Source organism: Mycolicibacterium stellerae, from assembly GCF_003719305.1.
GTDB classification, from domain to species: Bacteria; Actinomycetota; Actinomycetes; order Mycobacteriales; family Mycobacteriaceae; genus Mycobacterium; species Mycobacterium stellerae.
The window spans coordinates 17,417-35,180 of the sequence record NZ_RARC01000019.1 but is presented as its reverse complement, the minus strand read 5'-3'; the positions used below and the strand labels follow the sequence as shown (position 1 = coordinate 35,180).

General features: G+C 66.7%; 18 protein-coding genes and 1 pseudogene. 10 read left to right on the top strand and 9 right to left on the bottom strand.

Going from position 1 to position 17,764, the window contains the following annotated elements; all coding sequences use genetic code 11:
• Positions 1-38 precede the first annotated feature (38 nt).
• Together D6M19_RS21470 and D6M19_RS21465 are read left to right on the top strand one after the other, a co-directional pair.
• A complete protein-coding gene (locus D6M19_RS21470; protein WP_164478609.1) occupies positions 39-998 on the top strand; it encodes a hypothetical protein in 960 nt (319 codons plus the stop codon).
• Between the two features lie 20 nt (positions 999-1,018).
• Positions 1,019-1,774: a glutamine amidotransferase gene (locus D6M19_RS21465; RefSeq protein ID WP_123027287.1), complete on the top strand. Its 756-nt coding sequence runs from the start codon at positions 1,019-1,021 to the stop codon at positions 1,772-1,774.
• A gap of 8 nt (positions 1,775-1,782) precedes the next feature.
• On the opposite strand, the gene D6M19_RS21460 is transcribed toward D6M19_RS21465, so the two are convergent.
• Positions 1,783-3,429, bottom strand: a complete 1,647-nt coding sequence (locus D6M19_RS21460; RefSeq protein WP_123027286.1) for an NAD-dependent malic enzyme — start codon at positions 3,427-3,429, stop codon at positions 1,783-1,785.
• A gap of 114 nt (positions 3,430-3,543) precedes the next feature.
• On the opposite strand from D6M19_RS21460, the gene D6M19_RS21455 reads away from it, so the two are divergent.
• A complete protein-coding gene (locus tag D6M19_RS21455; protein ID WP_123027285.1) occupies positions 3,544-4,644 on the top strand; it encodes an AMP-binding protein in 1,101 nt (366 codons plus the stop codon).
• Positions 4,641-6,005 (top strand): aldehyde dehydrogenase family protein, encoded by a 1,365-nt coding sequence (locus D6M19_RS21450; RefSeq protein WP_123027284.1) that lies wholly within the window; start codon positions 4,641-4,643, stop codon positions 6,003-6,005. The genes D6M19_RS21455 and D6M19_RS21450 overlap by 4 nt, the downstream gene beginning before the upstream one ends.
• A gap of 1 nt (position 6,006) precedes the next feature.
• On the opposite strand, the gene D6M19_RS21445 is transcribed toward D6M19_RS21450, so the two are convergent.
• The 3 genes from D6M19_RS21445 to D6M19_RS21435 all read right to left on the bottom strand — a co-directional run bounded on the left by D6M19_RS21445 (position 6,007) and on the right by D6M19_RS21435 (position 8,637).
• Entirely contained in the window at positions 6,007-7,371 is a 1,365-nt protein-coding gene (locus D6M19_RS21445; protein ID WP_123027370.1) for a phenylacetate--CoA ligase family protein, read from the bottom strand.
• Positions 7,371-7,943 carry a hypothetical protein gene (locus D6M19_RS21440; RefSeq protein ID WP_123027283.1) on the bottom strand — a complete coding sequence of 191 codons (573 nt, stop codon included), beginning with the start codon at positions 7,941-7,943 and terminating at the stop codon, positions 7,371-7,373. Before D6M19_RS21440 ends, D6M19_RS21445 begins: the two co-directional genes overlap by 1 nt.
• Positions 7,944-8,016: 73 nt before the next feature.
• The gene (locus D6M19_RS21435; protein WP_123027282.1) at positions 8,017-8,637 is read right to left on the bottom strand and encodes a M15 family metallopeptidase; all 621 of its coding nucleotides are present in this window, start codon (positions 8,635-8,637) and stop codon (positions 8,017-8,019) included.
• A 27-nt stretch (positions 8,638-8,664) separates the two neighbouring features.
• On the opposite strand from D6M19_RS21435, the gene D6M19_RS21430 reads away from it, so the two are divergent.
• Positions 8,665-9,801 carry an alkaline phosphatase family protein gene (locus tag D6M19_RS21430; protein ID WP_123027281.1) on the top strand — a complete coding sequence of 379 codons (1,137 nt, stop codon included), beginning with the start codon at positions 8,665-8,667 and terminating at the stop codon, positions 9,799-9,801.
• A 50-nt stretch (positions 9,802-9,851) separates the two neighbouring features.
• Here D6M19_RS21430 and D6M19_RS21425 read toward each other — a convergent pair.
• Positions 9,852-10,109, bottom strand: a pseudogene (locus D6M19_RS21425) (ArsR/SmtB family transcription factor); the annotation flags it as partial.
• A gap of 392 nt (positions 10,110-10,501) precedes the next feature.
• Here D6M19_RS21425 and D6M19_RS21420 point away from each other — a divergent pair.
• Together D6M19_RS21420 and D6M19_RS21415 are read left to right on the top strand one after the other, a co-directional pair.
• Positions 10,502-11,113: a peptidoglycan endopeptidase gene (locus tag D6M19_RS21420; protein WP_123027280.1), complete on the top strand. Its 612-nt coding sequence runs from the start codon at positions 10,502-10,504 to the stop codon at positions 11,111-11,113.
• Between the two features lie 397 nt (positions 11,114-11,510).
• Positions 11,511-11,999 (top strand): hypothetical protein, encoded by a 489-nt coding sequence (locus tag D6M19_RS21415; protein ID WP_123027279.1) that lies wholly within the window; start codon positions 11,511-11,513, stop codon positions 11,997-11,999.
• 5 nt (positions 12,000-12,004) lie between these two features.
• Here the strand turns inward: D6M19_RS21415 and D6M19_RS21410 are convergent, their stop codons facing one another.
• Entirely contained in the window at positions 12,005-12,295 is a 291-nt protein-coding gene (locus D6M19_RS21410) for a DUF4333 domain-containing protein (protein ID WP_123027278.1), read from the bottom strand.
• Between the two features lie 93 nt (positions 12,296-12,388).
• Positions 12,389-13,228 carry a hypothetical protein gene (locus tag D6M19_RS21405; protein WP_123027368.1) on the bottom strand — a complete coding sequence of 280 codons (840 nt, stop codon included), beginning with the start codon at positions 13,226-13,228 and terminating at the stop codon, positions 12,389-12,391.
• A gap of 70 nt (positions 13,229-13,298) precedes the next feature.
• On the opposite strand from D6M19_RS21405, the gene D6M19_RS21400 reads away from it, so the two are divergent.
• The gene (locus D6M19_RS21400) at positions 13,299-14,216 is read left to right on the top strand and encodes an alpha/beta fold hydrolase (RefSeq protein ID WP_123027277.1); all 918 of its coding nucleotides are present in this window, start codon (positions 13,299-13,301) and stop codon (positions 14,214-14,216) included.
• A gap of 3 nt (positions 14,217-14,219) precedes the next feature.
• Positions 14,220-14,618 carry a DUF6941 family protein gene (locus tag D6M19_RS21395; protein WP_123027276.1) on the top strand — a complete coding sequence of 133 codons (399 nt, stop codon included), beginning with the start codon at positions 14,220-14,222 and terminating at the stop codon, positions 14,616-14,618.
• 7 nt (positions 14,619-14,625) lie between these two features.
• Here the strand turns inward: D6M19_RS21395 and D6M19_RS21390 are convergent, their stop codons facing one another.
• Together D6M19_RS21390 and D6M19_RS21385 are read right to left on the bottom strand one after the other, a co-directional pair.
• Positions 14,626-15,915: a competence/damage-inducible protein A gene (locus tag D6M19_RS21390; protein ID WP_123027275.1), complete on the bottom strand. Its 1,290-nt coding sequence runs from the start codon at positions 15,913-15,915 to the stop codon at positions 14,626-14,628.
• Positions 15,912-17,297 (bottom strand): cytochrome P450, encoded by a 1,386-nt coding sequence (locus D6M19_RS21385; RefSeq protein WP_123027274.1) that lies wholly within the window; start codon positions 17,295-17,297, stop codon positions 15,912-15,914. The genes D6M19_RS21390 and D6M19_RS21385 overlap by 4 nt, the downstream gene beginning before the upstream one ends.
• Before the next feature lie 55 nt (positions 17,298-17,352).
• On the opposite strand from D6M19_RS21385, the gene D6M19_RS21380 reads away from it, so the two are divergent.
• Entirely contained in the window at positions 17,353-17,745 is a 393-nt protein-coding gene (locus D6M19_RS21380) for a PaaI family thioesterase (RefSeq protein ID WP_123027273.1), read from the top strand.
• Positions 17,746-17,764 lie beyond the last annotated feature (19 nt).

Here is a 17,764-nt window from a genome sequence, read left to right as displayed (position 1 = left end):
GTACACGCAGGCGTTCACCCCCCGTTAGGCTTGTCTGCATGGGGCGTGTGAATCGGCTGTCGGAACGTCGCGCCCTTCGCCGGGCAGCCGACCAGGCTCTGTTGACGACCCTGGGAAATCCAACACACAGCGACGCGGGCGGCCGACCTGATCAAGACTTCAAGTACAACCGGGCCGCCGAACCGGTCGAAACCACCGCGCCCCACGACCACGAACCGACGACCGACCCGATTCCCGTCATCGGTGATCCTGCGCCCGACGATCACGGCCGGCTCGACGAACAGGGCTGGCCCGACGAGGATGCCCCGCAGGCCGAAAGTACCGCGATCCCGTCCGTGCCTATTGACGTCTACGACCTGGTTCCCGATTCGCCCGACGCGCCCCGGTGGGAGGACGCCGTCGAGGTTGCAGCGGCAGAACCCGCGGTAACCGAAGCGGTCGATGACTATGCGTGGGACACGCCCGCGGAAGCCCCTGCGCCTGGCCCCGCCCCTGTTCGGCCCCCGTTGCGTGCGCGTCCCGTCGCCGAAGGTGCCTACGTCCAGCCGGCCCTCGACTTCGCCGCGACTGTGTCGCGGCCCTGGTATCGCACCAAGCCCGCGGCGGTTGTCCTCTCCGCGGCGATCATCGCCGCGCTCGTGTGCGCAGGCTGGCTGGTATTCCGGAGCCCGGACACAACGGCCGAAGAGTCGACCGAGGCGCCGACAAGCGCGCCGTCCGCGTCGAGCACGGCAGCGTCGACGACGGCGAGCCGCCCTCGGCCGATCCCTGCTCCCCCGCCTCCACCACCACCTCCGCCGCCGCCTGAGCCCACGTATTCCGCGCCACAGCGGCAGTACTCGCCGCGGTACAGCGAGCCGACCCCAGCCCAGAAACCGAGGATTGACGTCACCCGGGCGCCGATGAGCGTCGCGCCGGTGCCGAGGCCGGTGCCCGGCAGCGACTCGGGCTCACCTGGCGAGCAACCCAGGCGCCGCGGCTGTTTCGGTTACTGCTGACAGGTTCCAACGAGATCCGAATGCCGACAGACTCCGACCTCGCCCCGTTTCTGCTGCTGTCGATTCGCGGCGAGGACGCCGCGGCCGACGACGAGTATCAGGCAATGATGCGCTTCGGAGGGCTCGACGAAGACGGGATGCAGCGAATCCGCCTCACGCACAGACCTTTAGGGCCCATCGATCTCGACGACTGGTCGGGCGTCATCCTGGGCGGCGGGCCCTACAACGCAAGCGATCCGCCGGAGTCGAAATCGTCGACGCAGCTGCGCGCCGAGTCCGAGTTGGTCTCCCTCATCTCCGAGATCGTCGACCGGGACTTCCCATTTCTGGGATGTTGTTACGGCGTTGGCATGCTCGGTTCGGTGATCGGAGCCACGGTCGACCGCAGCTACCCGGAGCCGGTCGCCGCCGTGACGATCACGCTGACCGAGGCAGGCCGCGACGAACCCCTGTTCGCGGAGCTGCCCGATGTGTTCGACGCGTTCGGCGGCCACAAAGAGGCGGCCAGTTGGCTTCCCTCGCGCGCGGTGTGCCTCGCAACGTCACCCGATTGCCCCGTTCAGGCCTTCCGGGTCGGCACCAACACCTACGCGACCCAGTTCCATCCCGAATTGGATCTCGACGGCATCCTCACCAGGATCGACGTGTACAAGAACCACGGCTACTTCGCACCCGAGTCGGCTGATTCTCTGAAAAGAGCTGCGCGACAACGGCATATCGAGTACCCGCCGACGATTTTGCGACGCTTCGTGGAGCGCTACAGCCGGCGAAGGTAGGCCGACCGCTACGCCGGATACTCCGGTTTCCAGTGCACTTGCGCGATGCGCTCCGACAGCTCATCGTCACTGCGCGCAGGCGCGACGCCGTCCGCGATGGCCTGCCGGCCGACGGCCGCGGCGATGCGCAGCGCGATGTCGGGAACATCGGACCATGCGGGCAACAAGGGCGCGTTCGGGTCCGACAACGCAGGTGACGCGTCACCGAGCGTGGCGGCCGCGACCCTCATCATGTTGTCGGTGACCCTGGTGGCTTGAGCGGCGGTGACGGCCAACCCTATGGCCGGGAAGATGTAGACGTTGTTGCACTGGGCGATTGGTCGCGTCACCCCGTCGCGCTGCAGTGGCGCGAACGGCGATCCCGTCGCGATGAGTGCGCGACCATCGGTCCATTCGTCCAACTCGGCCGGATGTGCCTCGGCGTGGCTGGTCGGGTTCGACAACGGGAAGATGATGGGTCGCGCGGTCTTGCCGGCGAGCTCGCGCACGATCTCTTCTGTGAAGGCGCCCGCAGCGGTGGACAGCCCCATCAGGATTCCGACATCCACGTTGTGCACGACGTCGGTGAGCTGGGCTGGACCCGAAAGACCCCACCCGGCCACCCGGCTCGCCGGTTGGGCGAACTGCCGCTGGCCTGCAGACAGGTCGGTCCTGTCGTCGGTGAGCAGTCCGACCACGTCGACAACCCATATCCGTTCTGCAGCTTCGGCTTCGGACAAGCCCTGCGCCACCATTTCACGCTGCACCATCCCCAGCACGCCGATTCCCGCCGAGCCCGCGCCCAGCATCACGACCTGCTGCCGCGACAGCGGACGGCCAGCCACCTTCGATGCCCCGTGCAGCGCTCCGAGCGTGACGGCCGCGGTGCCCTGGATGTCGTCGTTGAAGGTGAGCAGTTTGTCGCGGTAGCGCTCGAGGATCGGCAGCGCATGTGCAGTGGCGAAGTCCTCCCATTGCAGCAACACGTCGGGCAGTTGCTCCTGTACGACTTTCACGAAGTTGTCGATGAAGGCGTAGTAATCGTCGTCGCTGATCCGACGATGGCGCCAGCCGAGGTATTGCGGATCCTCGAGGAGTTCGACGTTGTCGGTGCCCACATCGAGGATGATCGGCAGGGTGCGGGCCGGATCTATCCCGCCGATGAGGACGTACAGCGAAAGCTTGCCGATCGGGATGCCCATCCCGCCGATGCCCTGATCGCCGAGGCCGAGAATGCGCTGGCCGTCGGTCACCACGATCACGTCGGGGTTGCGGTGGGGCCGGTTGTTGATCACCTCGGCGAGCCGGTCGCGGTCCGGGTAGGACACGAACAGCCCGCGCGGCCGCCGGTAGATCTCGCTGAAGCGCTGGCAGGCCACCCCGACGGTTGGGGTGTAGACGATCGGCATCGTTTCGGAGATGTGGTCACGCAGGACGCGGTAGAACAGGGTTTCGTTGCGGTCCTGCAGCGCCCTGAGGTAGATGTGTTTGTCGAGATCATCTCGCCGCGTTGAGAACTCGTGCCAACAGTGTTCGACCTGCTGGTCGAGGGTCTTTTCCGCCGTCGGCAGCAGACCCAGCAGGCCGTATCGCTCCCGCTCCTCCCGCGTGAATGCGGTGCCCTTGGTGGTCAGCGCATCGAACAACTTCGCCTGTCCCCGCAATTCCTCGGGCATGGCTCCCTTTCTGCCGGCTCATTGGCGAGGATTTCACGCTAGCGGGGTGAACACGCGGGAAACGTTTGGTTCCGGCGATTGCCCGCGTCCTCGGGCGTGCGACACCATCGAGGCGTGCCGGACGTGGATTTTTCGCTGCTGGATGTGCCGAGGGATCTGCCGGTCGACGATCCGCAGGCGTTTCTGCGCACGGCGATGGCGTGGCACTTCGGTGAGGACACCGGTTCCACATTCTGGCTACGGGCGGCCGCACACCTGCCGTTCGACCCGGTGGCCGACATCCACGCGTTCGAGGATCTGCGGCGATTTCCCAATTTGGTGAACACGTTGCGCGACGTGCCCGTCGAGGATCTGATCCCGCGCGGATACGGGTGGCCTGCGCCGCTTCCTCAGGTCTTCGAATCCGGAGGCACGACAGGGGCTCCGAAACGAACCGCCCAGATGCCCGACTGGGTCGAGCAGGTCACCCGGTGGCAAACCGAAGACTTCGCCATCGGCGGGTTCGTCCGCGGTGGCGGCTTCCTGTGCCTCATGCCGAGCGGGCCACACGGGGTCAGCTTCTTCTCACGACGGATCTGTGAGCGACTCGGCTCGGTCTTTCACCCGGTGGATCTCGACCCTCGGTGGGTGAAGAAGTTGGCCATCCGCAACGCCTCCCGTGACGTGGCCGGCTACGTCGAGCATGTCATCGAACAGGCCAGATGGATTTTGCGGACCCAGAATGTCACCAACATGCACGTCACCCCGCCGCTGCTGGAGGCGATCGCGCGCAACGACGCCGATGTCGCCCTGATCAACGAGAAGATCCGCTGGCTGCTCCTCAGCGGTGCACACGTCGACCCGGACACACTCGACGTGCTGCGGGACGTCTTTCCCGACACGGCCATCACCATGGCCTTCGGTAGCACCATGATCTTGTCGCAGGCATCGACTCGCGTCGTTGAGACCGGCTGTCCCACATTTGCTTTCGATCCGCGGACGCCATACGTCGTCTTCTGGGTGGTCGATCCGGGCACCGGCGAGCCGGTGCCATACGGCCAGCGCGGGCAGATCGTGATGAACCACATCAGCAAGGGCATGTTCATCCCCAACAACGTCGAACGTGACACCGCCATCCGCCTCGCCGGACCCGACGGGCAGATCGGTGACTCGATCGCCGAGGTCAAGCCGGTCGAGGTCTTCGACGGTGAACGCGTCGTCGAGGGTGTCTATTGATCGCGATCGATGCGCTCGGCCCGACGGGCGTGTACCGCTCGCGCAACCGCGAACTGATCACCGACAGCGAAGGCGTTGTCGTCGCCGAGTTGACCGTCGCCCCGAAGCTGTACGTGGCGCGCGCAGTGAACGCGCAGCGCAGAACACGCCCGCTTGCGATACCGCAACGGCAAGTCGCACTTCTGCGAGCCGCCGACGCATTCGTAAACGCACGGGTCTGCGGGCTGGACTTCGATGCGTATGTCCAACTCGCCAGCCGGGTGTCCGGCCTGCCGATCGCGGCGGCACGACAAGGAGCGCGCGAGGTGGCCGACGGTCTGACAACCGCGTTCGACGCGTTACGTCCGGCGCGCCCGACGGGCGCCACACCCGACTGGCGCGATCAGCGGCATGAGGGCGGCGCCGTGTGGGCCCGCCGCGGAGACGTGTTCGGCGTGCTCGCATCCGGGAACGCGCCGGGTGTCCACGCGTTGTGGCCGCAAGCGTTGGCACTGGGCTACCGCGTCGCCGTCCGCCCGTCGCGGCGTGAGCCGTTCACCGGGTACCGTCTCGTCCATGCACTGCGGCAGAGCGGGTTTCGCGATCAGGATGCGCTCTACCTGCCGACGGATTATGCCGGTGCCGACGAGCTCGTGGCCTGCGCCGACCTCGCGATGGTTTACGGCGGTCAAGACGTCGTCGACAGGTACGCCGACGATCCGACGGTGCTCGTCAACGGGCCCGGTCGCAGCAAGATCCTGATCACCGACGATCGGGACTGGCGCGACTATCTGGACGTGATCGTCGATTCGATCGCCCACCTCGGCGGCATGGCATGCGTCAACGCGACAGCGGTGCTCTGCGAACACGACGCCCCGGCGTTGGCGCGGGCGATCGCCGAGCGACTGTCATCGATTGCGCCGCTGCCGATTACCGATGATCGGGCCGTCCTGCCGACGCAGCCACTCGCCGAGGCGCGGGCGTTGGCCGATCATGTCGCGGCGAAGGCCACCGGCACGACGGCCGTGCTCGGCGCCGACCAGGTGGTTGCCGACCTCGGCGGTGGCCATGCCGCGTTGCGCCCGGCCGTGCATCTGCTCGCGCGGCCGGAACCCGAGATACTCAACACCGAGTTGGCATTCCCATGTGTATGGGTGTCCCCGTGGACGCGCGACGACGGAATCGCCCCGCTGCGCAATTCGTTGGTCGTCACAGCCCTCACCGGCGACGAAGCCCTGATCGACGAGCTGGTCGCCGAGCCCACCATCGCCAATGTCTACAGCGGCCGGTGCCCGACCTACTACACCGCACCCGGAATCCCGCACGACGGGTTCCTCGCAGATTTCCTGATGCGCTGCAAGGGTTTCGCGCGGCTGGACTGACTTAATCGAGCGGAACGAAGCGCTTCAGCTTCCCGGTCGACTCGTGGCGCTGCAGTCTCTCGACGACCCGGATTTCGACCTCGGGGTCGGACAGCCCGTGCCTGCGCAGCGCGGCGGCCAGTGCCGCCGCCAGCGTCTCGCAGTCGGGTGCCCCGACGGTGAGAACGTCGGCGCCGCGCAGCGTCTGATGCACCTGGTATTCGGAGACACGGGGATCGGTGCCCAGGACGTGGCGGAACACCGATGCCGGGATCGTGGCTGCGCCATAGCGGAAGTCGTCATCGCGTCGGCCGCCGATGTCGGCCACCCTCGCGAACGCGCTTCCGCACGCGCACCTGCCAGGCAGCCAGTCGACTTGATCGCCAAGGTCATAGCGGATGAACGGGAAAGTGAGGTTGGCAAGGCCGGTCGCCAGCGTTCGCGCGGCCGGTTCGTCGGGGCCCACGGGTGCGCCGTTTTCATCGACGCGTTCCAGCACGACCTCGTCCTCACACACGTGCAGACCGTCGCCGCGTGCGCAACCGACCGCCTGCACACCGATCTCGGTCGATCCCCACAGGTTGTGCACCGGCGCGTCCCACGCCTCGCGGATCGCCCGCCTGTCCTCGTCGAGCAGCGGTTCGGAGTTGGTACTCACCCGCACGGGACGGATGTCGAGCTGTCCGGCCAGGCAGGCGCGCGCGAGTTGCCCGACCACGGTTGCGTAGCCGACGAGGTGTGTGGGCTTGGCCGCGGCAACGGCTGCGATGGTGTCGGCGAGCGGCGCCCCGGCCGGTATGACGGCGGTTTCCATCCCCGGCGCAGTAGGCACGTCGAACAGTGGCGTGCTGGCGTGCGGCGGCATACCCGCCGCCAGCACCGCGAGCCTGGCATGCGCATGCGGTGCCGTTCGCTCTTCGCGAGCCTGCAGGCGCCATGCCAGACAGGCGATCGACACGAAGAAGTGCCAGTCCCATACGTAGACGCCGCGCACACCGCTTGACCCACCGGAACTGAAGACCTGCTGGTCGTTCGGTGTGTACGAAAACCAAAGCTGGCTGGCCAGAATCCGTTCGGCCCCGTCCCGAGTGAGGTCGGCAACGGTGACGATGTCATCCCACTCGTCTTGGGCTTGCGCCTTCGTCATCATCGGCACGCCCGCCAGGCCTGCGGCCGTCATCACAGATGGATCGATTCCGCTCAGCCGCCGGGCGTGAAACGGCGACCTCTGTTTGGCGTAGGCCAACAGCGAACGCAGCCGCTGGGTCTGATGGTGCTCGATCTGTTCCCGCGACCATTCGACGCGGCCGACGTGATCCTGCAGTGCGCCTTGTACGGCATCGAGATGGGCGGCTCGAAGCCCCTCATACGAGTCGCGTGCAGAGATCACAGCAGGCCGCCTCCGCCGAGCAGGCCGCCGCCTCCGTCGTTGCCTCCCGGCCCCTGGCTGGGGACGGGTGCGCGGATTTCGGGCGCGACGCTGATCGGAGCCCGGGTGGAAGGCGAGTTCGTCGTCCGCGTCTGAGGCGCAGGGTTCTCGGTCCGCGTCTCGAGGTCCGGCACCTGTTGTGGCACCGATTCGATGGTTTGCGGCACTTCGGTCGGCTGCACTGCAGGCGTCGGCGCAGCCGGCGGTGGTGGCGGTACCTGCGCCGACTGGCTGGGGACGAGCGGCACGGTCGTCGACAACGGAATGGAATCGAGCGGAACCTCGACAGGATCACCTGCGCCGTTCGGCCGCTGAAGGAGCAGAACGGCGATGACCGCCACCACCCCCAGCGTGCCGAGGATGAAAGCGGCGAAGGCCATCCTCACCGGCGCGGCGCTCGGCGCGGCCCTGTCGTCGGAGGAGTCGCCGGCCGGTGGCTTGGCGTCGATGGCATCATCAGTCGACTCGTCGTCCCCGAGGGGCTCGAACAGGTAGTCGAACCGACTGGAGAGGTTGTCCTCTCTCGGCATGGGGCGATGGTACAGGCGCTGGTACAAGTACCTCTGCGGCGCCACACACCTGCCGTGACCGGCAGAGGCGATTTCAGCCTGCCGCGTTCGGCCGCAACGGAGGGCAGCCGCCGTTCTCGTCGGCGGCGAGTTCGAAGTGCCAGATCTCATTCGCATAGATCTGGCACAGCCCGAACCGAGAACCGTTGCGTATCAACCAGTTATCGGCCTCGACCGGTCCAACGTCGACGGCCTTGCCCACCACGTGCTGGGAGGTATCGGGTGAGGCGACGAATTGCCGTGCGGTGCCGACATTTCCGTACGTTCGCACCGCATCGTCGAACAGCCGCTGCTGGAAACCCTTGGTGCGCCAGCCCGACGTGATCGCAACGTCGACGCCCTCGGCCTCCGCGCTGCGGGCCGCGTTCTGGATTGCCGCAAGCAACGCGGGGTCCAGCCATGCGACCACCGGGTTGGTCACGTCGAACGGTGAGATGGTCTGGCCGTCCGGAAGGTATCCGCCGATGGTGTCGGTGGCGGCGGAGCCGATCGTGAACGGCCCATCATCGGGGGCCGGCGATTGTTGGGCGGCGGGCGTGGCAAGGGGTGGGCCGCCCGCGACCGGATTGGGCGCCGCCGTCGAATTCGACGGCGCGCAGGCGCCGAGCAACAGTACGAGCCCGATGCCCGCGACCGTATATATCCGCAGCGGCATAACGAAACAATATGGCAGGCTCGCGATGTGGACCTGCCGCAGCCGGACGCACACACTCCACATCTGGCCGACGTGGTGCCATCGGTGCTGGCGGCGATGGGCGTGGCCGGTTTCCAGACCCGGATCGATCTGGCCGCAGAAGTCGGTGGTGCGTGCGTGCTGCTGATCGACGGTCTCGGTGCGGAACTGCTGGACGTCCACGCCGACGATGCCCCGGTCATGGCGGGGCTACGCGGGCGAACACTGCAGGCTGGATTCCCGTCCACGACGGTGGCCGGGCTGGCCGCCGTAGGCACTGGCTGCCGATCCGGCGAGCACGGTCTGGTTGGGCTGTCGTTCCGGTTGCCCGGTGTCGGCTTGATCAACCCGTTGCGGTGGCGGCCCCATCCGTGGGGCGATGATCTTCGCGAAGCGGCACCGCCCGAGGAGGTGCAGCCGATGGCGACGACCTTCGAGCGGGCAGCCTCGGCCGGCATCGCGGTGAGCGTCGTGTCCCCGGCGGAGTTCAGTGGTTCAGGGCTGACGCGTGCGGTCCTGCGCGGCGGCAGGTACGTGGGAGTACAAGCACTCGGGGATCTCGCCGCGGCCGTGCGGGGCGCTGTCGCGGGGGGCGGCTTCTGCTACGGCTACCACGGCGAGGTGGATCTGCTCGGGCATCTCTACGGCCCCGGCTCGCCCGCGTGGCGGATGCAATTGAGGGAGGTCGACCGGCTGGTCGAGTCTCTTGTCGAGGTCCTGCCGCCCGGCGGACTACTCGCGATCGTCGCCGATCACGGCATGGTGGCGGTCGATGACGACGAGGCCGTCGATATCGACACCTGCGCGGCGCTGCTCGACGGCGTGCAGGCCGTCGGGGGCGAACCGCGGGCCAGGTACGTATATGTCGACGACGGAGCCGCCGATGCGGTGCTCGCGGCATGGCGCGAGGTGCTCGGGGAGCGTGCGTGGGTGGCATCGCGTGACGAAGCGATCGCGGCTGGATGGTTCGGCGAACGCGTCGGCGACGAAGTCCGGGCCCGCATCGGCGATGTCGTCGCGGCCGCCCGCGGATCTGCGACCATGGTCCGGCGCACGGGGGAACCACTCGAGTCGTCTCTGGTCGGCCACCACGGCTCCCTCACGACCGCCGAGCAGAGCATTCCTCTATTACTGGCCTACGGCTGACTCGGCGCGTCGTGCCACTCCGTCCACGGGTATGACGGCGCCGTGGGCGCACGCTCATACTGCTTGATCCAGCCGTCGGCGATCGCCCTGATCGGCCCGGCGTCGAGGAAATGCAACTTCTCCCTCCCCCGGCGCTGCGTGCTCACCAGATGCGCTGCCTCGAGCACCGCCAGGTGCTTACTCACCGACTGTCGTGTCATCGAAAGCCGGGCGCTCAACTGGCGCAGGCTCTGTCCGTTTTGCTCGTTCAGGCTGTCGAGCAAGGCGCGGCGGCTCGGATCGGCCAGCGCCCTGAATACGTCGTCCATCGGGGTCATTCTCGCATAACATGCAGCCAACGAGCTGCATGTGCTCTATATGCATCCAACCGGCTGCATATAGATGGTCAGCAAGGGTAATTTGCTAAAACTGCAGGTTTGCGTGAGGAATATTCGGTCGTGCCGAGCATCTCCGACACGAGGAGATCGGCGAGCTAGACCCGAGATCGCCCCTGTTGGTGAAAACTATTGAATATCAATAGATTACGTTTCACCCGTGCCATGGTGAGTCATCATGGCCTACGAGAGCGAATATTGAAAGACGTTGCACACCAACAATGTTCATATATCGCACAAAGTGAAAGATGCCACTAGCTAACTGAATTGTGAAGGGCATCACAGATTTTGAAGGTGTAATTGCAGCTCTGTTACTGTCCGACGTCATGTTTGCTGTCGCAACCGCATCACTACTAACGCTTGTCCAGCAGCTGTCCGGCACGCCCTACATCTCCGGTGGAGATTCGGCCCGCGGCACGGACTGCTCGGGACTGGTGTCGTTCGTAACGAACGCCGCGACCGGTCGTCCGATCTATGGCGACCGGTTCAACACCGGCAATATCGAAGGCGCGCTCAAGGCGCGGGGCTTCCAGTACGGCACCAAGCCGGGCGCACTCAACGTCGGATGGAACGGTGGCCACACCGCCGCGACCCTGCCCGACGGAACACCGGTCTCGTCCGGCGAGGGCGGCGGCGTGAAGGTCGGTGGTGGAGGTGCTTACCAGAGGCAGTTCTCCAAGCACATGTACCTCGAGTTGGCGCCCGCGCCGGAAGAGCCGCTGCCCCCAGGCCTGTTGCCCCCGCCGCCGGGCGACCCGCTGCCCCCGGAGGGTGTCATCGTTCCGGTTGGCATGGAGCCACCGCCGCCGCCGGGTGAGCTGCCACCGCCGCCGGGTGAACTGCCACCGCCTCCCGGTGACCCGCTCCTGCCTCCGCCTCCCGGCGCCGAGCCGCCGCCTCCTGGCGCGCCGCTCCCGCCTCCCCCTGTCCTCGCATAACCGACTCCCCTTCGCGGGGAATTGCGGTCCCGGCTTGCGGCGAACGCGCGCCGGTTGGCCGGGATCGTGCGTCACACCACGTCGCGCGGATAGCACTGGTTGCTCGATGGGCAGCCAGTGCATTCGCGTTGGGTAGCCACGTACAGGCTGGCTGGAAACACCGTCGGAACTCCGGGAGGAGGGTCCGTAGTTCTCGCATTCGCGTCGTGCAGAATAGTCACCGCGCCGGAAGTGACGAATCTGCATGACGGGAGCGACCTTGGTCACCAGAGCTGCGACGTCACCAGGTCGGTCACCCACCGGGGGTAAGCACCGAAAGCAGCCAGTGCACCGAAAAGCGCCTGCGGGTCAACGGTTTTCCGGAACCAGGCCGATCCTTGTAGGTGCGATCTCAGCTGTGTTGGTCGCCGTGCTCGGCTTCGCCGGGCTGATCGCGAGGTGGGCGACCGACGATTCGGCACGCGTCGCGGACGCTCGGCCGCCGTCGCCGCCTGCAACCAGCGCACCAACTGCCCAGTCCCCGAAGCAGACCCGTGCTGCCTCGCCGCCGATTGCGACTCCCGTGGCCTTTCCCTCCGACGACAGCGGCTTCATCGATTCGTCTGCGCGATGCCGGGAATCGCAGCAGGCATTCGCAATCGGCCGGACAACGGGTTCGCTCGTCGTGATCTGCGGCGAACGCACCGGACCGTACACCTACCTCGGCGTCCGATTGAGCGATGCGGCCGTGTTGCGGACACCGGCATCAACCGACTCGACGCGTGGCTTTCTCGCGCGCAAGGCCGGTGTCCTCTACGCCGTGACCCCAACCGAATTGAAGGTTACAGCGGGCAGCACTGTCATCAAGCAAGAGCCGATGATCGAATACCGCGAGGTGGCTCGGTAGGAAAATCAGCTGGGTTTGGACTGGACGTAGAACTCGACGCTGTCGCCGTCGACCTTCGTCACCTTCATGTGTGCGGTGTACTCCACGCCCTCGGGTCCGGTGAATTTGCAGTCGAATTCGACGCCGACCTCCGCATCCACTCCCGACGGGCAGGTGACATCCTTCGGCTTGAACTTCGTCTGCTTCGACACGACGTCGACGACCGATTTGGCGGCGCCATCCGGATCGATCTTGGAACCGCATCCACTGACGAATACAGCCAGCACGGTGGCGATGATCAGCAATGCGCGTCGCATCGTCGCAGTATTGCAGATCAGTGGGAACGCGACCAGGGGCCCCGAACCGGCAACGGTGACCCCCGCAGCGCGGCGACAGGAATATCGGGTGATCTACCTCGTGCGCTTGGATCGGCTCAGCGGCGCCTTCGCGGCCCTGACCCGCGCGGTGGCATCACGGCTGGCCTGCTTGGCGTCGGCGTAGGCGACCTCGGCCGCGCCGAGGGCACGCTCGGCGTCCGCGAGCCGCTGCCGCATCTCGTCGTGACGCAGCCGCGCGACCGCCAGATTCGTTTGTCGGTCCGACAATTCGTTGTCGGCGTCGTCCTTGGCCCGTTCTGCCGCCGCCAATACCTCCTTCGCCCTTTCCAGCTCTCGGCCTGCGACGCGGTCGTCGTCATTGCGGCGCTCACGCTCGGGTTTGCGGGGTTCCTTCTTGGGCTGCGCTTTGGCCTTGCCACTGCGCGCGGCGGTGAACACAGCTGTGGTCGCACCGAAATCGCCGAAGCCCGACCACTGTTCGGCCTTGGCGAGCCGGCCGAGCCGTTCAGCTACGTCGGGATCAGCGACCGCGGCCTGCAGCGTTGAAGTGACATCTTCACGCAGCGTTGCCGACGGATTCGTCATGTCGGCGCCTTGGAATGCGGCGCGGACAAGTTCGTCGACAAGAGACCGCTGTTCTGAGGACAACTCCCGGATGGCGGCGCCATCCATCGCTGCGTGCGCCGCCCGCAGCCGCTCCCCCAGATCGGTCAGCGACTGCGTGGCGTCGGCATTGGTGTGCGCTAGCAGGTTGACCACCCAAGCCGCTGTTGTCGGCCTCCTGGCTCCCGAGATCCGTTTCGCCGCGGCGGCATCACCGCGCTTCTTGGCGTCGGCGACGAGCCTTGTGCGCAGCGCGGTGAACTCCTCGGGCTTGGCACGAAAGAGTTCGTCCAGCTCGTCACCGGCCATGACGCCATGATGCGCCATGAAGTCGCAGATGGTGGGCAGGCACACACGGCCGGCATGCGACACTCTGGGCATGGTTGTCGCAGTCGATCGCCCGAAGCTCGAAGGAAACGTCGCCGTCGGCGAGAACCGGCAGATCGGGTTCGCCGAGTTCGGCGCCCCGCAGGGCCGCGCCATATTCTGGTTGCACGGCACGCCCGGTGCCCGCAGGCAGATCCCCATCGAGGCCAGGGTGTACGCCGAAGCGGCCGACATCCGGCTGATCGGTATCGACCGGCCGGGGATCGGGTCATCGACGCCGCATCAGTACGCGAACGTCCTCGAGTTCGCCGACGACCTTCGCACCATCGCCGACGTCCTCGGCATCGACAAGATGGCCGTCGTCGGTCTCTCCGGCGGCGGCCCGTACACGTTGGCGTGCGCGGCGGCGATGCCGGATCGCTTAGTGGCGGCAGGCGTCGTCGGCGGGGTCGCACCCACGATCGGCGACGACAGTATCGGCGGCGGGTTGATGGGCAACCTCGGAACCCGCGTTGCACCGATCCTTGGGGTGGCGAAGGTCCCGATCGGGATGGTGGCCGCCACGCTGATCCGATTCATCCGCCCGTTCGGAGGCCCAGCGGCCGACCTGTACGGCCTGGTGTCGCCCCCTGCCGACCGCGCGCTGTTGGCTCGACCGGAGATCAAGGCGATGTTCCTCGATGATCTGCTCAATGGCAGCCGCAGGCAGATGGCGGCGCCGTTCTACGACGTCGTCGCATTCGCACGCGACTGGGGATTCCGGCTGGACGAGGTCAAGGTGCACGTGCGCTGGTGGCACGGCGACGCCGACCACATCGTCCCCTATGGGCACGGACAGCATGTGGTGTCGCGGCTGCCCGATGCCGAGCTGTTCCCGATGCCCGGTGAGAGCCACCTCGGCGGGCTCGGCCGCGCCGAGGAGATCCTGCGCTCGATGATCGAGGTGTGGGACAGCGCCGGCGCCCGCTAGTCGATGAGAGCCATCGTGCTGCTCGCCCAGAGCGCGGCACTGGACCAGGCAGGCACTGTGCACGCGCTGGGCCTCGGCTGGACCGTAAGCGCGACACCCGTTCCCCAGCACGCGCTGGTGATCTTCGTCGAAGTCGAGTGGGCCGAACTCGGTAGGTCTTTCCCGATCCGCGCCGAGCTGGTCGACAGCGACGGCGTGCGGGTGGCTCACACGGAGCACGGCCTGATCAAGGCGAAGCACAAGTCCGTGCACCCCGAGGGAACTCCGGTCACCATTCCGTTCACCGCAACCATCCCCTCTCTCAAGCTCACCGCCGGTCAGCGCTACCAGTGGCGGGTGTCCATCGACGACGAGATGCACGAGGACTGGCTGGCTGGGTTCACCGTGACCGGCGAAGACTGAACTGGCTTCAGTCCCGAAGAGCCGCAGGGTCTTTCGCGCCGAGCAGCGCTCGTCGCAGCAGATGCATCGCGACGGTGGTCGAGCGCTCCCGGACATCGGAGCGGTTGCCCGGCAGGAGAAGGGTTCTCGTGAGGGTCGGGCCGTCGGCGAGCAGCACCGAGAAGCACACCGTCCCGACCGGCTTGTCCTTCGTGCCGCCACCCGGTCCGGCGATTCCGGTCGTCGCAACGGCGGTGTCGGCATCGAAGCGCCGCAACGCACCGCGGGCCATCGCTTCGGCCACCGGTTCGGACACCGCCCCATGCGTTTCGATCAGTTCGGCGTCGACGTCGAGCATGCCCGATTTCGCCTCGTTGGCGTAGGCAACCACACCACCCGCGACGTAGCCGGAGGAACCGGGTATGTCGGTGAGCCGGGCAGCGACCAGACCCGCCGTGCATGACTCCGCCGTGGCAATTCGGCGGCCCGTCAACAGCGCAGCCACCTGATCGTCGACTAGCGAGCCATCCTCCGAAAAGATCTGGCGCGCATGGTGTTCACGCAGGACACGGAGCAACTCCGCATACACAGGTGCCGCATCCGGCTCATAGCGTGTGACGATCTCGAGCTCGCCCCGACGCAGGCAGGTGGTGATCTCCAGCCGGTCGAACCCGTCGATCTGTCCCTGTGCCTCACGCAGCGTCTCGGCAAGGCCCGACTCGGGTAGCCCGAACATCCGCACCATGTCCTGCCGGTACTCCGTCCGACCCGCGATCGCCTCCTGCAGCCCCGGCATCTGGACCGCGGTGTGCCACATCGGCTGCAGCTCACGCGGCGGCCCCGGCAGCACGAGAACCGTCGGCTTGCCCGCGACCATGACGCCGGGTGCGGTGCCCACCGGATCGAGAATCTGTGCACCTGCGGGCACCATGGCCTGCTTTCGGTTGGCCGCCCGCACCGCGTCGAAGTCCACGTCGGTGAAGCGCGCCCTCAGCCGCTTGAGGATTGCCGCGATCTTCTCTTCGAGCACGTCATCCAACACCAACTCGCGTCCACAGAAGTGCGCCACGACTTCGACTGTCATATCGTCTGCCGTTGGCCCGAGTCCGCCGCTGGTGACGATGAGGTCGGTTCCCTCGCCTGCCAGGAATCGCAGCGCAGCCGCGATGTCGCCCGGCCGGTCGCCGCAGATCGTGATGTGCGCCAGCTCAACGCCGAGTTCGAGCAGCCGGTCGGCAATCCACGGGCCGTTGCGGTCCTGGACCCGTCCCGTCAGAACCTCTGTCCCTGTGACAACGATGCCCGCGCGTGCGCTCACGAACTATGCATACACGACGACGTGCTCGCCGGAGCGGCAGCCGTCGCCGGAACGTCTTTGCGTGCCCGCACGCGAATGCGCGCGCCGCGGTGCGGGACCAGGATGACGTGTTTGACCCGCTGCCGTTCGCCCGCGGCCGTCGTGGTGGACAGCTCGACTCGGCGCAGCACCTCACGCAGCACGACCCGCAGCTCGATCATCGCGAACGTGGCACCGAGGCAGCGGCGGTTGCCGCCGCCGAACGGCAGCCACGTCGTGGGTCCCGTTGCGGCGCTGACCATTCGGTCGGGGTCGAACCGGTCGGGATGCGCGTACTGCTTGGAACTGCTGTGCACCAACCCGATTCCGGGTGCCACCATGATTCCGGCCGGGAGACGATAGCCCGCCAGCTCAACGGGCTCCTTCAGAATTCGGCCGACGTCGAAGACGACGGGACGGATCCGCAGCGTCTCCTTGGCGACGGCATCGAGGAACTCGTCTCCTTCCACGTCGCCTGCGGCGCTTGCTTCGGCGGCACGCACCGCCTTGGCCAAGATCGCGGGATGTCTTGTCAGTCGCTCCAACGCCCAGGCGAGCCCGGTCGCGGTGGTGTCGTGCCCGGCGACGAGCAGGGTGATCAACTGATCGCGCAGTTCCCTGTCGGTCATGGTGTTGCCGTCTTCCCCGGCGGCACGAATTAGCTTCGCGAGGGCGTCGGTGCGCGTCGCGAGATCGGGATCGGTTCGGCGGTCGGCGATTTCGGCATACAGCAGGCGGTCGGCTTCGTCCATGTTGCGACGCAGCGAGCGCCACAGCCCGACCTTCTGCAGTCTCGGGCTTGCGATCGCGAGCGACGCCCATGGCGTCACATTGAGCAACCTCGGCATCACCTCGCGCAGTGCCGTGAGTCGATCCGGGTCCGAGGCACCGATCACGGTCCGCAGAATCACCTCAAGGGTGATCTCCGACATCTTCGGCGCTACCGGAAACTCCGTGCCCACCGGCCATGTCGCGATGTTCGCCGAGGCGATCTCGGCCATCACATCGGTCTGCCGCGCGACCGCATCGCGGTGGAAGGCAGGCAGCATCTGCCGCCGCCGCTCCCGATGCACGTCGTCGTCGATCACCAGCACGGAGCTGCTACCGAGCAGGCCTGCCAACATCGAGTTCGCCTCACCGGCGTGATAGACGCTCGGACTTCCCGCGAACACCTTTTTGATTTCCGCCGGGTCGTCCAGATAGACCAGCGTTCCCATCGTGGCGATCCGCATCGTGAACGCGCTTCCGTACCGCCGCCTGCAGGCGGAGATGAAGCGCGGCCAGTAGCGGGCCATCAGTGCGGCCTGTATCGGGGCGGGAAGTCGGGGCCCCGGTGGCAACTCGACGCGCGCTTTGTCACCCATGCCATGAGCATACGAGCCGTCAGTCGCATTCCCCGCTACCGGTAATGTCATTCTCGTGACGGCGCCGAAATCCCTGCGAGAGCTGTTCGATCAGATCGGATTGGAAGAGGTGCCGTCGACGGATGGCACCGTCGTTATGGAGATGCCCGTCGACGAGCGGGTCACCAACACCGCAGGTGGCCTGCAAGGCGGGCTGATCGCGACGATGGCCGATGTGACGGCAGGTCAGCTCGCCGCCCGCAGCACGCCGTTCGGTCACGCCATCGCCACCACCGATCTCTTCGTCCGCTATCTGCGGCCGATCAAGGAGCGCAACGGTCCTGCGCGAGCCGTCGCCAAGATTCTTCGCACCGGCAAGCGGTCAGTTGTCATCCAGGTCGACATCTACCGCGGCGACGACGGCGAACTCGGCGCGACGGCAACCGTCAACTTCGCGGCCGTCGGATAGCAACCATTTGCGCGGGGGT

What these genes read in the sequence shown, in the direction of transcription:
- D6M19_RS21465 (WP_123027287.1), top strand. Translation starts at nt 1,019, where the DNA reads ATGCCGACAGACTCCGACCTCGCCCCGTTTCTGCTGCTGTCGATTCGC.
- D6M19_RS21385 (WP_123027274.1), bottom strand. Translation starts at nt 17,297, where the DNA reads ATGGGTGACAAAGCGCGCGTCGAGTTGCCACCGGGGCCCCGACTTCCC.
- D6M19_RS21395 (WP_123027276.1), top strand. Translation starts at nt 14,220, where the DNA reads ATGAGAGCCATCGTGCTGCTCGCCCAGAGCGCGGCACTGGACCAGGCA.
- D6M19_RS21410 (WP_123027278.1), bottom strand. Translation starts at nt 12,295, where the DNA reads ATGCGACGCGCATTGCTGATCATCGCCACCGTGCTGGCTGTATTCGTC.
- D6M19_RS21470 (WP_164478609.1), top strand. Translation starts at nt 39, where the DNA reads ATGGGGCGTGTGAATCGGCTGTCGGAACGTCGCGCCCTTCGCCGGGCA.
- D6M19_RS21460 (WP_123027286.1), bottom strand. Translation starts at nt 3,429, where the DNA reads ATGCCCGAGGAATTGCGGGGACAGGCGAAGTTGTTCGATGCGCTGACC.
- D6M19_RS21405 (WP_123027368.1), bottom strand. Translation starts at nt 13,228, where the DNA reads ATGGCCGGTGACGAGCTGGACGAACTCTTTCGTGCCAAGCCCGAGGAG.
- D6M19_RS21400 (WP_123027277.1), top strand. Translation starts at nt 13,299, where the DNA reads ATGGTTGTCGCAGTCGATCGCCCGAAGCTCGAAGGAAACGTCGCCGTC.
- D6M19_RS21420 (WP_123027280.1), top strand. Translation starts at nt 10,502, where the DNA reads ATGTTTGCTGTCGCAACCGCATCACTACTAACGCTTGTCCAGCAGCTG.
- D6M19_RS21440 (WP_123027283.1), bottom strand. Translation starts at nt 7,943, where the DNA reads ATGCCGAGAGAGGACAACCTCTCCAGTCGGTTCGACTACCTGTTCGAG.
- D6M19_RS21435 (WP_123027282.1), bottom strand. Translation starts at nt 8,637, where the DNA reads ATGCCGCTGCGGATATATACGGTCGCGGGCATCGGGCTCGTACTGTTG.